This is a genomic window from Streptomyces sp. NPDC001880 (genome assembly GCF_053594575.1).
Genome location: NZ_JBSFET010000070.1, coordinates 1 through 14911, shown reverse-complemented (window position 1 = coordinate 14911; position 14911 = coordinate 1). Strand labels below are relative to the sequence as shown.

At 67.6% G+C, this 14911-nt stretch carries 13 protein-coding genes and 3 pseudogenes; 6 read left to right on the top strand and 10 right to left on the bottom strand.

Going from position 1 to position 14911, the window contains the following annotated elements:
• The first annotated feature begins 7 nt into the window (after positions 1-7).
• The gene (locus ACWCQ6_RS27495; RefSeq protein ID WP_451093595.1) at positions 8-514 is read left to right on the top strand and encodes a MarR family winged helix-turn-helix transcriptional regulator; all 507 of its coding nucleotides are present in this window, start codon (positions 8-10) and stop codon (positions 512-514) included.
• Here ACWCQ6_RS27495 and ACWCQ6_RS27490 read toward each other — a convergent pair.
• Positions 450-1346 (bottom strand): AMP-binding protein, encoded by an 897-nt coding sequence (locus ACWCQ6_RS27490; protein WP_451093593.1) that lies wholly within the window; start codon positions 1344-1346, stop codon positions 450-452. The genes ACWCQ6_RS27495 and ACWCQ6_RS27490 overlap by 65 nt on opposite strands.
• A 513-nt stretch (positions 1347-1859) precedes the next feature.
• On the opposite strand from ACWCQ6_RS27490, the gene ACWCQ6_RS27485 reads away from it, so the two are divergent.
• The gene (locus ACWCQ6_RS27485) at positions 1860-3416 is read left to right on the top strand and encodes an MFS transporter (protein ID WP_451093591.1); all 1557 of its coding nucleotides are present in this window, start codon (positions 1860-1862) and stop codon (positions 3414-3416) included.
• Between the two features lie 207 nt (positions 3417-3623).
• On the opposite strand, the pseudogene ACWCQ6_RS27480 reads toward ACWCQ6_RS27485, so the two are convergent.
• The 5 genes and pseudogenes from ACWCQ6_RS27480 to ACWCQ6_RS27460 all read right to left on the bottom strand — a co-directional run.
• Positions 3624-4763 (bottom strand): annotated as a pseudogene (locus ACWCQ6_RS27480) (IS701 family transposase); the annotation flags it as partial.
• A gap of 297 nt (positions 4764-5060) precedes the next feature.
• Positions 5061-5573: a tetratricopeptide repeat protein gene (locus ACWCQ6_RS27475; RefSeq protein ID WP_397807033.1), complete on the bottom strand. Its 513-nt coding sequence runs from the start codon at positions 5571-5573 to the stop codon at positions 5061-5063.
• A gap of 159 nt (positions 5574-5732) precedes the next feature.
• Positions 5733-6913 (bottom strand): IS3 family transposase gene (locus ACWCQ6_RS27470; RefSeq protein WP_451093588.1). Its coding sequence is split into 2 segments (ribosomal slippage): positions 5733-6626 and positions 6629-6913, totalling 1179 coding nucleotides; the frame shifts between segments, so codons are not numbered across the junction.
• A 1437-nt stretch (positions 6914-8350) separates the two neighbouring features.
• The gene (locus ACWCQ6_RS27465; protein ID WP_451093586.1) at positions 8351-8860 is read right to left on the bottom strand and encodes a transposase; all 510 of its coding nucleotides are present in this window, start codon (positions 8858-8860) and stop codon (positions 8351-8353) included.
• A gap of 13 nt (positions 8861-8873) precedes the next feature.
• On the bottom strand, positions 8874-9557 hold the full coding sequence (locus ACWCQ6_RS27460) for a hypothetical protein (protein WP_451093584.1): 684 nt from the start codon (positions 9555-9557) through the stop codon (positions 8874-8876).
• Between the two features lie 157 nt (positions 9558-9714).
• Between ACWCQ6_RS27460 and ACWCQ6_RS27455 the strand changes: the two genes are divergently transcribed.
• The gene (locus ACWCQ6_RS27455) at positions 9715-10140 is read left to right on the top strand and encodes a DUF5959 family protein (protein WP_451093582.1); all 426 of its coding nucleotides are present in this window, start codon (positions 9715-9717) and stop codon (positions 10138-10140) included.
• A gap of 28 nt (positions 10141-10168) precedes the next feature.
• Positions 10169-10309, top strand: a pseudogene (locus ACWCQ6_RS27450) (IS5/IS1182 family transposase); the annotation flags it as partial.
• A 130-nt stretch (positions 10310-10439) separates the two neighbouring features.
• Here ACWCQ6_RS27450 and ACWCQ6_RS27445 read toward each other — a convergent pair.
• From ACWCQ6_RS27445 to ACWCQ6_RS27435, 3 genes are all read right to left on the bottom strand, one after another.
• Positions 10440-10967 carry a hypothetical protein gene (locus ACWCQ6_RS27445; protein ID WP_451093580.1) on the bottom strand — a complete coding sequence of 176 codons (528 nt, stop codon included), beginning with the start codon at positions 10965-10967 and terminating at the stop codon, positions 10440-10442.
• 178 nt (positions 10968-11145) lie between these two features.
• Positions 11146-11754, bottom strand: a complete 609-nt coding sequence (locus ACWCQ6_RS27440; RefSeq protein WP_451093578.1) for a Fic family protein — start codon at positions 11752-11754, stop codon at positions 11146-11148.
• A complete protein-coding gene (locus ACWCQ6_RS27435; RefSeq protein WP_451093576.1) occupies positions 11741-12463 on the bottom strand; it encodes a hypothetical protein in 723 nt (240 codons plus the stop codon). Before ACWCQ6_RS27435 ends, ACWCQ6_RS27440 begins: the two co-directional genes overlap by 14 nt.
• 673 nt (positions 12464-13136) lie before the next feature.
• Here ACWCQ6_RS27435 and ACWCQ6_RS27430 point away from each other — a divergent pair.
• The gene (locus ACWCQ6_RS27430) at positions 13137-13499 is read left to right on the top strand and encodes a helicase associated domain-containing protein (protein ID WP_451093574.1); all 363 of its coding nucleotides are present in this window, start codon (positions 13137-13139) and stop codon (positions 13497-13499) included.
• Between the two features lie 361 nt (positions 13500-13860).
• Positions 13861-14448: a hypothetical protein gene (locus ACWCQ6_RS27425; RefSeq protein ID WP_451093572.1), complete on the top strand. Its 588-nt coding sequence runs from the start codon at positions 13861-13863 to the stop codon at positions 14446-14448.
• Between the two features lie 28 nt (positions 14449-14476).
• Here the strand turns inward: ACWCQ6_RS27425 and ACWCQ6_RS27420 are convergent.
• Positions 14477-14911: pseudogene (locus ACWCQ6_RS27420) on the bottom strand (hypothetical protein); the annotation flags it as partial.

The following is a 14911-nucleotide window of genomic DNA, read 5'->3' as shown; positions in this document are numbered from 1 at the left end:
CTTCGCTATGATCGACAAGAACTTGACAAGCTCGGTGATCTCTGGTCATCGGGAACTTGCCACTAGCCGAGGAGGCGGAGCGTTGGATCCCCGCAGGGCCGCGGTCGGCTCGCTGACCTTCCTGGTCCGCAGGGCCTGGCTGAACATGAGGTCGGCGATCGCCGGGGAACTCACGGCGTTCGGGCTGTCGACCTCGCAGTACGCCACCCTTCTGATGACCGAGGCGAGGCCCGGGATGTCGGCGTCGGACATCGCGCGAGAGGTGGCGAGCTCCCGGCAGGCCGCCAACGAGATGCTCGTCGGGCTCGAACAGGAGGGGCTGATCGAGCGGCAGCCGAATCCGTCCGACCGGCGCAGCCATCAGATCTTCGTCACCGAGTCCGGGCGAGCACGACTGACTGATGCCCGCAAGGCCGTCGACCGCTGCGAAGCCGAACTGGAAGCCTCGTTCACGCCAGAGCAGCGCGTCGCGATCCGCGAATGGCTTGAAGGGATCTCCGGAACCCGTCACTGAAACCAACCCGCCTGAACATATGCAGGATTTTCACCAAGACCACTTGAGCTGAATAATCTCGCTTGAGCGACGTGATACGGCCGGTCTCCGAGGTGCCGTAGGCCCGTACCAGGATGAGGCCGAGGATGCGGACGGCCTGTTCGATCCTGGCGGGCGCCGCCGCACTGCCGCTGCAGATCAGCCGATTCAGCGAGGACAGGCCGGCGGATTCCAGGTCGTGCGCCCCGAGTTCCTCCAAGTGGTCGAGCAGCCGGAACAGTTGGACCGTCGCCATGAAGGTCCACGAGATCGCCGACTCCTCGACTGTCTTGATGAACTCCCCCGCGTCGAAGTGCTCGTGGAGGTGGACCTCTCCGCCCAGGGCCAGGGCCGCGTCGGCCATGGTGCCGACGGTGTGGCTCAGCGGAGTCGTCACCAGCAGCTTCACGTCCTCAGCCGTGCGATCGGCCGCCGCCATACCACGGACCGCTCCGTTCCAGACCCGGGCGGAGAGCCGGATGCCCTTGGGCCGCCCGGTGCCCCCGCTGGTGAACCCGATCACTGCCACAGCGCCCGGATCCCACGGCACGGCCCGCGGGGTGTCGCCTCGACCCGCCGCGCCGTAGCCGGTGCCGCCGATCCGGGTCACTCGAAGTCCGTCGGTGGCCTCGGAGAGTTCGAGTGCGCGCTGCGCGTTCTCGGCATCCGCGTACACCGTCGCGGCCGCGGTGTCGCGCAGGATCTGGATCTGGTGGTCGAGCGGGAGGATCGTCGAAATGGTCCCCGGATTGGTGGACCGCAGGTAACAGACGGTGCCACCGAGCAAGTGCGCGGCGTACCGCGCTGTGAGCATCTCGGGACTGTTGGAGCGACCAGAATCGCTACGACATCTTCTTTACCCACGCCGCGGTCGCGCAGCGCGTAAAACATCTCGGCGGTGGACCCGATCAGCTCACTGCCGGAAAACACTCGGCCGCGCCAGAAAGGGGCAGGCCGATCCGGTGCCGCCGCAAAAACAGAGAGAATAAGAGAATATCTGAAACATAGCTTCCGCTTTCGCGCCACCATTGATCCTGTGGGGTCATGCCCTCTGCCTCTCGGTATATACCCCGATGGATTGCGATCTGCTGCCCGGGGGCGTTCCGATCCTGCCGGTTCACCGGATGCGCAGGAAAGAACATTCGACCGGCTGGGCCGGCGCATCGAAATGACCGCCCGACCGGTGCAGCCGCCCGGGACCCCCGACCGGAACAGGGCGCCGCCGTCGGTCCGGTGCATGCGCAACGAACCCCTAGATTGACAGGTTTCTTGACGAACACGCACAATCAGTTCGTCAGGTTCCTGTCGATCTCGTTGAAGGTCTCCCATGACGACGTCTCCGACTCTGCCGAAGTCCCGGCAGCAGTTAATCCTCGCCGTGCTCCTGCTGTCCTCGCTGCTGATCTGGCTGGACAACACCATCCTCACCACCGCCTTCGAGACCCTCTCCGACCCGGTCCGAGGCTTGGGCGCCAGCCCTAGCCAGCTGCAGTGGGCCACCGGCTCGTACACGCTGGTCTTCGCCACCTTGATGTTCACCTCCGGCGCCCTGGGTGACCGCTTCGGCCACCGGACCGTGCTGGCCACAGGGATGGCGGTCTTCGCCGGCGCCTCGGTGTGGGCGGCATACGCGGGCGGCGCGGACCAACTGATCGCGGCTCGGGCCGCGATGGGCCTGGGGAGCGCGCTGATCATGCCCGCGCAGATGGCTGTCCTCATGTGGGCCTTCAGCGGGCCCGCCCGGGCGACCGCTATCGGCATCTCCTCGACATCGGCCGGCGTCGGAATCGCCGCGGGCCCGCTGCTGGCCGGCGTTCTCCTCGGCCGCTTCTGGTGGGGCTCGATCTTCCTGGTCAACATCCCGATCGTGGTGCTGTCGCTGATCGGGATCGCCATGCTGGTCCCGAACTTCCGCAGCACCACCCCGCGTCCGCTGGACCCGGCCGGGCTGCTGCTGTCGATCAGCGGGCTCGCCTTCCTGGCCTACGGGCTGATCCACGCGGGGCAGGTGGCCTCCTGGAACTCGCTTTCGGTCTGGGGCTCGATCACGGCCGGAGCGGCCCTCCTGGCCGCCTTCACACTCGTCGAACTACGCCACCGTCAGCCCAGCTTCGACCCCCGGCTGCTCGCCCAGCGCATGTTCGGCCTCGGCAACGTGGCGCTCGGCTTGCTGATGTTCGCCATGACCGCTGCCAGCTTCTACGGCGCCTTCTACCTGCAGGGCGCACGCGGCTTCTCCGCGCTGCAGGCGGGCCTGGCATTCTCCCCGACCGCGATCGGGGCGATCGTGGGAGCGCCGCTCGGCGTCCAGCTGGCCCGCCGCTGGACGCTCCGCGCGGTCACCGTGACGGCTCTGACCACAGCGGGGCTGGCTACGGGCTGCAACATGTTCTTCGGGCTGCACACCCCGCTGGTCATCAACGAGATCGCCTACCTGATCCAAGGGCTGTCGATCGGCATGGTGATCGGCCCAGTGACGGGGGGACTCATGAGTGCCCTGCCGCTGGAGCGGGCCGGCGCCGGATCGGCCGTCCTCAGCACCCTGCGCCAGAGCGGCAGTCTGCTGGGGATCGCGGTGGGCGGCACGATCATGTCGCTCGCCTACCGGTACGCTGTCGACGGCTCGCTGAGCGGTTACCCCGAGCAAGTGCGGGCCCAGGCGCAGATCTCCGCCGAGCAGGCCCGGCACGCCGCAGCCACGATCCACCAACCCGACCTGGTGCGCGTGGCCAACGACGCGTTCATCGAAGCCATGCACGTCAGCGCCGCCGGGACCATGCTGATCGCCCTGTGCGGCGCGCTCCTGCTGGCGATCGCACTGCGTCCGGACCGGCATCCCGTGGAACCGGTGCCCCAGGACACCCCTGTGAAGTCCAGCCTCTGACCCGAGTGTCGAGGCGGACCGCCGCCTCGACACTCCGGCACCGAACCGCCGGAAGTGGGCCAGGGCCGCGGGTCCGGCCCGTTCTCCGCATCACCTTCCCGCATCGACGGCGTTCATCGGGGAGTGGCGCCGACGCCGCCGGTTGCCGGACCCGCTCCCGGCCTGAGCGACGAGACACCTCCTAGTACTCCAGTGCGGTTTCGTGATCTATCCAGCAGGTTCGTGGGCGGATCGTCGTCGGCAGTGGCTGTGTCGGGCTGTTGCCTGGTGGCGTCTGCGCCAGTTTGACCAGTGCAGCAGCCTGGTCGCTGTCACGGCCGGTGGGATGAAGGCGACGACGAGTAGGTGGCGAATCTCGGGAACGGTCAACGTGATCGGGTCGCTGCCGCGAGCGGGGTGGTGGGGATCGATGGGCCGGTCGGGAGCCGCGTCAACTGCAAGGGCGGTCAGGAAGGCCGGTGCGAGCATGGCGAGCGTGATGTGGCGGTGCCATGAGGTCCAGTCGCGGACCTGGTAGTGATCGAGTCCGACCTGGCTCTTGGCAGCCTGGAAGCATTCCTCGACGCTCCAGCGGACACCGGCGACGCGGACCAGCTCCCCAAGAGCGACCTGGGCGGGTGACCAGCACAGGTGGAAGGCGAGTTTCCCGGCGGTGCGGTTGCGGCGGACGAGCAGGTGTCGGTGGTCGTCGGTGCCGATGTGGATCCAGGCCCAGTCGTAGTAGCGCGGGCCCTTCGCACCACGGCCGGCGCTCTGCTGCTGCCAGGCGGTGGCGGGCAGGCGTTCGGCGAGGGTGACCGCGCGGACGGGGATGCGGCCCTGGTTGATCCGCACCCGCGTCGAGCAGGCGACGGCCATCACGTAGCCGGTCCCGCGTGCCTCCAGGGCGGCACGCAGCTGCGTGTCCTGCCCGTAGGCTTCGTCGCCGGTCACCCACGGCGCCGGCACTCCGGCGTCCAATGCGGCGGCGATCATCTCCCAGGCCAGGCGGGGCTTGGTCGCGAACCGCACCTCGTCGGGTATCCCGGCCGCCCGGCGGCATTCGGGATCGGTGCACCAGGACTGCTCGGGCAGGTAGAGGCGGCGGTCGATCAGTGCCCGTCCCCGGCTGGTGGCGTAGGCGAGGAAGACGCCGACCTGGGAGTCCTCGATGCGTCCGGCGGTGCCGGTGTACTGGCGCTGCACTCCCGCCGAGGCACAGCCCTTCTTCACGAAGCCCGTCTCGTCCACGATCAGCACCGCGCCGTCGGCGCCGAGGTGTTCGACGGCGTAGGCACGGACATCGTCGCGGACGGCGTCGGCGTCCCAGCGTGCGTAGCGCAGCAGCCGCTGCATCGGCCCCTGTCGGCGTACAGGTCAACGTGCACCGCCGCGTACGGCTGAACGTGCACAGGCTCGAAGCCAGCCCCATCAGTGAAACCACAGGTCGGCCCACTTTCACGATCGGTGTGGCACCTCAGGTGTGCCACGTCGTCGTGCGGAGCGAGCATTACTCAGAGTGAGAAAGAAGCTTTCGCCCTCACAGCCACGCTCATCGCTGCAGAAAGCCAATCTCCCATCAGACACTGCCGTGTCCATGCCGGTCGCGGACACGCCCACCGGCCAAGGCCCTTCTGCGCCGGCCTGGTGCGGGGTAACTGCTTCCTATTCGGGCCGGCCGTCGGCGAGCCACTGGGCGAGGCCACGCAGCCCGACCGCCCACCGCCCGAGGTCGGTGACCTCGGCGTGCCCGGTGACGACGGTCAGCAACTCGGCCACCGCCTCGTCCGGCTGCCGGGCGTCGTTGAGGGTCAGCGCGCGGAAGACGCGTACGGAGTCCGAGTCGGGGAACTCCCTGCGGGCGCGGTCGAGCACCGCTAGCGACTCGTCCAGCTCGCCCAGCCACCTCAGGGTGCTGGCGTACTGACACAGGCACCGGCGCAGCACGTCACCGTCAAGGCCAAGGGCGAGCGCCCGCTCGTAGTAGCCGCGGGCGGTCTCCTCCTGGCCCGCCGTGTCGTAGGCGCCACCCACCTCGTATACGAGGACTGGGTGATCAGGGTGTTCGGCAAGCAGCGCCTGGAAGTAGGCGATCGTCGGCACCATGTTCGCCCGGTCGCGCCGGTCGTAGCCACGCTGGATCGCCTCGGCCAGTTCGGGCGTCACGTCGGTCGTCACTGCTGCGCCTCCATGCGTACGGGTCCGAAGATCGGCTCACCATAATGCAGCCTCGTCCGCAGGCGCCTGCCTGTGGGCCGACCCGGCGTTGGCAGCGTTGGTGTCTGTACTTGATGGAGCCATGTTCGGGACTGCTGCAGGGTTGGGTGACAGCGGGGTTTATGCAGCCAGGGCTGCGGCTGGGGTCATGATGGTCTCGTACTCGACGGGGGTCAATCGGGCCAGGCGTCTCTGACGCCGGCGTCGATGGTAGGTGCGTTCGATCCAGGTAACGATCGCGATCCGCAGCTCCTGGCGGGTGGCCCAGGTACGGCGGTCGAGGACGTTCTTCTGCAGCAGCGCGAAGAAGCTCTCCATTGCCGCGTTGTCGCCGGCCGCACCGACCCGGCCCATGGAGCCGACCAGGTGGTGACGTGCGAGAACGGACACGAACTTCCGTGAGCGGAACTGCGACCCGCGATCGGAATGAACAGTGCATCCCGCGACCTGGCCGCGACGGGCCACCGCGGATTCAAGGGCTCTCACCGCGAGGCTGGACTGCATCCGGACGTCGATGGAATAGCCCACGATGCGGCTGGAGTACACGTCCTTGACGGCACACAGATACAGCTTGCCCTCGCCGGTTGCGTGCTCGGTGATGTCCGTCAGCCACAACCGGTTCGGCCCGGCTGCGGTGAAGTCCCGCCGCACCAGATCATCATGGACAGGCGGCCCGGCCTTGGCGTTCTTCCCACGGCCCCTGCGCTTACCGAAGGCACTCCACCAGCCGTTGTCCCTGCAGATCCGCCAGGCGGTCCGCTCAGCCATCGACTCACCGGCGGCCCGGGCCTCGTCGAGAAGGAAGCGGTGACCGAACTCGGGATCGTCGCGATGCGCGTCGAGCAGGGCGTTGGCCCGGTATGCCCCGGCGAGCTCGGAAACGGTGACCGGTGAGGCCAGCCACCGGTAGTAGGGCTGGCGGGCCAGCCCGAGCACCCGGCACGTCACCGCCACCGGCACCCGGTGAGGGGCAGCGGCGGCGGCCAGCTCGCGGACGAGCGGGTACATCATTTTGACGGCAGGTTCGCCTGCGACAGATACGCCGCAGCCCTCCGCAGAACCTCGTTCTCCTGCTCCAGCAGCCGGATGCGCTTGCGGGCCTCGCGCAGCTCGGCCGACTCACCCGACGCTGTCGCGGGCCTGCCGCCCTCATCGGTGTTGGCACGGCGCAGCCACTTCGACAGCGTGATCGGGTGGACGCCGAAGTCGGCGGCGATCTGTTCCAGCGTGACGCCGGGTTCACGGTTGCGCGCGACCCGCACGACGTCCTCGCGGAACTCCTTCGGATACGGCTTGGGCACTGCAACATCCTTCCAGGCCGCCTCTCAGCAAGCCAGGTCAGGTGTCACTTATCCGTGCAGCAGTCCCTTCTCAGACGCGGATGCCTGCCTCGTCGAGGGTGGGCTGCTGTCAGCTACCGATTATGACGAGCGACGCCCCGGTTTCCCGTGTCTGCCAGTCCGTCAGCCGAAAGGACGCGGGAGCATCGACGTCGCTTACAAGTCGCTGCTCCATACAAGACGCTATGCACGTTCGACCGTACGCGGCGGTGCACGTTGGCCCATACGCCGACACCAGTGAGAACACCATCTCCTGGCGCGACCCGAAGAAGGCCACAGAGCATCCCGTCTCGGGATGAAACGTCGGACGAAAACGACCTCTGACAGTGAAACCCATCCGAGCAAACACCCAGCCAGCACAAACACCGAAAACTGACACCACGTCATTGGCAAACCCCACTGACACCAGACCGACACATCGCACCCCAGTGATGGCGAGAAATGATCTTTCGGGTCTGTGCCGGTAGACATAGCCTTCAGCACGCCGGACTGGATCTTGGCGAGGAGAGAAAAAGATGCGTTTGTCCATGAGGACCGTAGCGGTTGGTGGTACGTCCATAGCCGCACTTCTGCTTGCAGCGGTCTCCCCTGTGAACGCTGCCGAAGCAGGAGCCGCTGTTCCTAGTGTCTCGGCTGCCGGCTGCTACATCAAGAATGTGTCAGGCAGTGTTCTGACCGTGCGCAGCGGCCCTGGAACCAAGTACACGAGCATCGGGACGATTGCAGCGGGTGGACGGCTGCCCTGCGGCGTTAACCAGGACAGTGTGACGACAGGCCAGAGCTATACCTCCTGTGGCGGGGGGAACGGCTGGATGACAGTGAAGATCAACAGCCAGGATGGGTGGGTCGCCGAAGAGTGTGTAGGCGTTGGCGCGGGGTGATCTGTCATGACGTCAGCGACCCCTGCTTCTCCCCGGGCGCCGGTCCAAGCTCCATAACTCCGCCCGGCGGTGCGGTGTGGTGGGTCGCGCCGGGCAGGGCTGCTGGCTGATCTTTGACAAGGCCACCGGTCTGACCGCCGCGTACTCCACTGCCCTGCTCGACGCCGGACCGGCGGTCCTTCCAGAACGGAGTCCTCGGTCTGGACGAACGCGGCGGCTACATCGGCTTCAGCCATCTTCACGCAACGCACGCCTGACCAGCTGCTGTTCGATCGCAGCTGGGGGCGGTGGGCGGCGGTCAGATCCGCCAGGAGCGGATGCGGTCAGCCCGCTGGCACGGCACCCTCAACGGCATCACCGCCGAGTACGTCTACGAAATCCCGCGCGGTGGCGGCGTCCACTGGGACATCACCTTCATCTGCCCCCCCTCCAAGTCGACTGACGTCTGCGCACACCGACGCCTGGTGGGCGGCACCCCATGCGGGACGCTGTTGGTTAATTCCGCCCCGCTGGATCTCTATCCAGCGGGGCGGAGTGCTGCGAAGGGCGGTGTCCGGGTCGGTGCGAGGGGGCAGCCGGTGAGCCAGGCGTCGAGCCGGGCGAAGTTCATGGCCGCTCCGGTCGGCTGGTGCTGGAGTCTGGTCTTGGCGAGGCCGCGGTAGTGGGCTCTGCGCAGGCTGAAGGCGTGCACGCCTTGAGCGATGGTGCCTTCGACGCCGGCGCGGTGGCCGTAGCGTCGTTGCCAGTCCGGGCTCTGCTGATCGATCCGCGCCTGTGCGAGTGCCTCGTGTTCTCCACGAGGGCGGAAGGTGATCTCGCGTTTCGGTGCCCGGGTGCATTGCGGTTTCGAGGGACAGGTGCGGCAGTCCGCCGGTGAGAAGCGGGCGTAGAAGACCGGACCTTCGACGCGGTGCGTCTGGCGGCCCCACTGGCTGCTGGTCTTGCCGTTCGGGCGGATGGCCCGCTGGTTGTCCCAGTCGATGGTGAAGGCGTCGAGAGAGAATCCGGTGCCGGCTTCGCCTGCCACCCGGTGTTGGACTTCACCGGTCCCAGAAGGTTGATGCCGTGGACGCGCCGTGCGGTCGCCAGGTTGTCGGCGTCGACGTATCCGGCGTCGACCAGATGCCGAAGGCGGCAGCAACGAGCTTGGGGTCCATGGTGTTCACCAGGTCGAGGAGGCGAGTGCTGCGGATCACCCGGGGCGGATATCCGCAGTCGTCAAGAACGTGAGACAGATAGGAAGTTGAGGCCGGGCTTCGCCCGGCCTTGGTTTCTTTGGTGACCATCACGTGCGGGTTGGCCGTCGGCCATTCCGCGCGGTGGTCCAAGCAGCGTTGCAGCACGGTCCAGGAGGCGGGATCCAGCGGGACGGGATGAGGTCGTTTGCCAAGCCGGACTGTCTGAGTCGCCGCGTCGATGTCGGTGACCTTCAGCATCCGGACCTCGGTGCTGGAGGCTCCATGCAGCAGAGCGAGCATGCCGAGCAGAGCCTCGTGCGGGTGAACCTGATCACCGGTGGTCCAACGACGGAAGAGCTCACGCTGCTGTTCGAGGGTGAGAGTGCGGCCGCGGAAGCCGTTGCGTTCCTTCACGATCAGAGTGCTGGTCGGGTCGATCAGCACGATGCGCTGTGAGCGGGCGAAGCGGAAGGACTGCCGCAGCACCACCAGCCGGCGTTTTCGGCCCTTGGGCACGGTAGCCAGGAAGGCTTCGATGTCGTGCACGTCGACCAGGGCCCAGTCGTCCAGTTCTGCGAATCACTCACCGCCCAAGCGCTGTTCCGCATCTCTGTGTGGCCATGGCTGAGGGGTCGCCATCGTGGTGAGCCGGGGTGCGAGAGGATCAGAGCATCCTGTCCACTCACTCGACTACGAGGTAGCCATGATCGACGATGCGCACGCCTTGGAGCTCTCCCGTTTCTCCGATCGTGTGCAGAGCGTGACCGTCAGGGGCGCGTGCGATGTGCCGATGATGATGGGAGGAGAGAGGTACTACGCGGCCGAAATCGTGCTGGGGAGCGACTTCGTCAACGGCAGCGTTGGACTGCACGTTTCGGACAGGGACCTGGACGAATGGGGTCATTGCCTCGATGCTCTTGAGGCCCAGGAGGGGGCCGAGTGGCCACCCGGCGGTCGCAGTGCGTGGCTGGCTGTGGTTCCCGAGGATCCGGTGGAAGTGACCGTGCACGACTCGCCGTCGACGCAGATCGCGGTGCAGGTACCCGTGGACGTGGGGTCCGGGTGGCTGGAGGAGAACCGGCTGCGGCTTGAGCACGTACGCAAGGCGGTCGCGCAAGAGTCGACCTGATCACCTGCCCCGATCAAATGGTCTTGCGGTGTCTGGAGTGATCACGGCGTCGGAGCCGTCTTGGATAGCCCCGTTCACCGGGCTGGGCCCGTGTTCCTTCGGCAAGCTGGTGACCGCGCTGCGCCGCGAAGGTGCAGATCCGGTCCGCAAGGGCCGCCCGTGGTCTCTGGCGGCGGGTGTGCCGGGCGGGGTGGACCAGAACGGATGCTGAGCCGCGCCGGGTTCTTCGTGCGACCTGCGTCTTTGTACCCGATCGCTGCTACACCACATGGCGGGACACGACCGTAGGCTTGAGCGCCTCAATGGGCCCGCGCCGGGGGCAGGCAGCCCGTCTCCGGGAAGTGGCCGTTGACGTCCGATCGGACGCGCTCTGCGGTGACGGCACCGGTGACGCAGGCGGTCCTGCCGATCCAGATTCCGTACATGCTGCCCTGAGCGGGGCTCTCGTCTCCTGAGGTGGGCCGCTCGATTACCTCCAGGTGGGCGGGAGCGGCCAGTGGTGCAAGGGCCTCCCGCACCTGGGCGGGCCGGGTCCGATGCTGACGCCGCAGGTCCTCGAGGGCCTGCGTGATGTCCTTGGCCTTCTCCCGGGCTTGTTTCTCGTCCGCTGGGTCCGGACGGTCCGGGCGTCGGGCTCGGCTGTTGTCGCCGTAGAAGGGCGGCGCGTCCGGGCCGGCCGGGCCGCTGCTCGGGGTTTCGTGTTCGGAGGTGCCGGATGACGTGGTGCCGTTGAGATTGGAGAAGAGATCGTCCACGTCCTTCCCGCAGCTCGTCAGAGCGAGGACGCAAAGCACCGCTACTGCGGCCGTGCTGGTACGACGGGTCATGGTCCCAGTGTCCCTTCGCGGGCGCGGCGGGGGCATGAGTACGCGAGCTCAAGGTTGTTGAACCACCCTGGTTTTTGAAGGAGTTTTTGAAGGCTCTGAGGGGTCGTCGGGCAGCCTGCCCGGTGGCCTTCAGGAAACGAAGTCTGGCGGAAGTTGTCGGTGCTCTCGCCCGAACGCTTCAGTGTCGGCGGCGGTTGAGCACCCCGATGAGAGTGGCAAGGTCGGCGGCACCGGCCGGGTCATCCGCGTAGCGGGTGGTCTGGAGTGGGCCGACCTCAGGAAGGACGATGTCCTCCCGTGCCAGAACATAGACCAAGGTCAACAGCGCGGCGCGGGCGTTGCCATCGGTGAAGGGGTGGAAAAACGCCACGTCGAGGTATGCGCGGGCCGCGCGTGCCGCCAGCGGGATGTCCGGGTCGGTCGTCTCGCGCAGGCAGGAATCGAAATTGGCCTGGGTACGCGGGGTCAGGCCGTAGCGCTCGCGGCCGGCCTTCGCATAGGCGTCGCTCACGCGGAACGGTGCCCCTGTTGCAGCGAGGACTTCCCGCTGCCAACCGGCAAGCAGAGCGAAGTCCAGTGGGATGTGGCGTGCGGCATCTTCTCGGGCCAGGGTGTGTGCGGCGAGCAGACGCTCGGCGCGAATCGGGTCGCGCCAGCGCACCGGCCCCTCGCACCAGGACCGGAACCCATCGCGGTCGGGCGGGACCCGCTGTAGGGCCGGTGCGTGTTGCCAGTCGGCCTCACGGCGCACGCGCAGCCAGACCGAAAGGCTGTCAGTAGCGGTCATGGAGATCCTCCAGAGCCGCCCTCTCACGGTGGTCCTGGTACGGGGCGTGGCCGGTGAGGCCAGCGGCCAGGTCCTCGCCGACGGATTCGATCAGTGTCCGTTCCGGGGTGACCCAGCTCTTGAACCGGCCGCCGATTGCGCTCTCCACCGCTCGCGCGGCGTCGGCTCGGTCCATGCCGGTACTGGTGAGGAACCAGCCCAGGACGATCGAGGCCTGGCCGTGCCAGCCGCCCTCCGCGCCCGAGTCCAGCGTGTGGGTCACGAGCCGAACGCAGGCCCGCTCCAGGTGCCAACTGCGATCTTCGGGTGCGGCGTCCGGCGGCGGCGCCAGTTCGGCGAAGCGCTGGGCCGTTCGCTCCAACCACTCCCGCCACTCCAACAGCGCGGATACGACGCGTTCTGCGGTCTCGTCGGGGGTCGTTACCGAGCTTGGCCCGCTGACCCAATTACCGATGGGCCCGCCGTCGCGGTAGCACCAGCTCCATCCCCAGGCCCAGGTGCCGTATCGCTCCCGGATGATCGCGTCTACCTGACTTTCACACCAGCGTTCGCCCTGCCACCAGCCGGCCATACCGGAGAGCACGGGTGGCACCCACTCGCGGACCAGCGAGCGGAGGTGGGCTTCTTCGTCCTCGTCCCAGGCGAACGAGTGGCGGGCAGGGTCGAACTCGTCCCAGTTCCGAATGCCCTCGTAGGTGATGGGGGGCACACGGTTCTCGGGGAAGGGCAGGGTGTCACGGTTGTACGTCAGCGCTGGCCACTCTTCCTGTCCGTGATCGACCCATCAGTCTCGGCTCAATGCCCCTGGGACCGCGAACGGTTTTTCGGACCGCACCCCGTGCGGCCATCCGTGCAGAACCTGTAGCCCGCTCTCATCGTCACCGACCGACGGTTCGCGCAGCGGCCGGCGCCCAGCCTCGGCTGGGCGGAAGAACGCGTACCGGCCGAGGATGATGCGGTCGAACTGGAGCGGCGAGAGACGGGCGAGGTGCTCGCGCTGGTGTGGTCGGAGCAGGAAGCGGCCTGGGCGGACGGCGTGGCCGTCGCCAGGGGGGTACGCCGCGGTGCACGGGCACTTCCTTCCTCCGACGACCGCGGTGTGGGAGGGGCATCCTATCGGGGTGTGGGCGACGTAGGGGCGGCGGCGCGTAGGGCGCGGGAGAACGAGGAGCTGCGTGCGGTCGGCCGTCCCGTCTCTTTGGCGGCCGGGGCGATGACCAAGGCGCGGCAGGATGAGCTGGACGCGATCGATCCGGGGTGGTGCCCGGTGTGGGGCACCGGGTGCAACGCTGCTACCGACTGGTCCAGAACCACGTCCAGGCCGGCGGCGCCCTCCCCACGGTCGACGGCGACGTCATCGGGGCGAGGACCTCGGCTGGTGGGTGAACGCGCAGCGGTTCGGGTGGGAGCCACTGCTGCCGGTACAGCAGTGGCTCTTGGAGAACACCCTCAAGGTCACACCGGTCGGGAAAGAGGAGCGGCCGGTGAAGCGGACGCAGGACACCATGTGGGCCCTCAACCTCACGGCAGCACGGCAGTTCCACGCCCGTGAAGGGCACCTGAAAGTCCCCCGCAAGCACGCCGAGCACCTGGAGACGGAGGACACGCTGGCAGGCCGTCAGGGCGGTGCTGACGGGCACGTGGTGGTCAAGCTCGGGACGTGGCTCGACAACGTCCGCAAGCGTGCCGCGAAACTCCCCGAGCAGCGCCGTGCGGTCCTCGATGAGCTCGGGATGCGGTGGTAGACGGCCGAGGGGGCACACGAAATCGCAGAGTGTTCGGGGTTCCTCAGGGTGTCAGGTGGTCGGGCCCCAGCACACGCTCCAGGTCGGCCAGCAGGCCGGCGAGAGCGCCCGGGTGTCAGGGGCGGACACGCCCGACAGTTCGATCCTCACGGTGGCCTGGTGACGGTGGGGTTGAAAGCGCCTGGTCGTCCCGTGTCCGCTGAAGCGGTCTCTGTCTGTGGTCATGCACTCTTCCTGCCTTCGCCGGCAGCCGGTTGAATGAACGCTCATCGAGCATCGGGGGGACACCGTGTTGGCGGAAGAGTTCGGGTATCAGCTGTCGCCGAGGCCGGCATCCGCGATGACTCCGACCGTGGGGGCGGTGGTGAGCGAGGAGCTGGACAGGGCGAAGAACGCGAAGCCCGATATACATCCTGGGCTCGCGGGGGCATTGCTGGCGGCAGCCATACTCGCACTCTTGCTACCCATGAACGTGGACAACGTCTCACCGGTCCCAGGCCTCTTCGCCTTGGTCGGGGGCATCCTTATGGTGATCGTGTCGGTACATGACGACACCAAAATCAAAGGGAACCTGCGGACCATGGAACGACGGGCGGCTGTGGCTCTGGCGAGTCCCTGGCAGGCATGGCCCTGTCGCCTGGAAGAGCTCCCTGGGGGCAACGGCAAGGGCATGATGCTGCTCGGCCCGGATACGACGGTCGTGTGCACCTTCAGCTCGCCCGTACCGGAGAGCGTTTGGGTCGGTACACCGGACGGCCGCGGAGTGTTCTGGTTCGCGGGCGACGTACGGTTCGGAGGGCTGATGTCCGTCCCGGGTGGAGACCCCCTCTGGTGGGCACACCCCGTACCGACACCCACGACGCTCGCACCCGCCGGCCGCAGACAGGAAACCCTCGAAGAAGCAGTCATCCACCAAGCCGTCGGCTTCGCCTTCGAGGAATGGCTGTAGGAGCGGGCGAGGACGGCCCCGGAAGAGCTCAGCTGGTGCCGCGTCCACCCCCTATTGCCCGGCCACCGGCCCGGCGCCCCCGCGCCGGGTCTGCAACAGCACCGGCTCGCCCACGTGGAGCGGTGTAGAGCAGCGCCCGAAACCCGTCGTACTTGGGCTCGTACCACCAGCCCGGCCCCTGGGGCAGGACCGGGACGGCCTGGGCCAGTGCCACTTTGGTCGGGAACTCCACGGAACCGATCCTGCGAGCCCGGCTCCCCCGAGGCGCGTCGGGCGGTCCGTACGGGCCTACCCGTCGACGGCATGCCTCGATGTCCGGCTCCGCCAAGGCGATCATTGCTTCCTCGCGGGTGAGGAATCCGCCCTCGACCGGATACAGGGCACAGGGCACAGTCCCCGCGGTGCACCAGAGCTGCCGACGATGACCGCTGTGGCTGGCGCGGGAGAGGTGCGGGGATTCGAG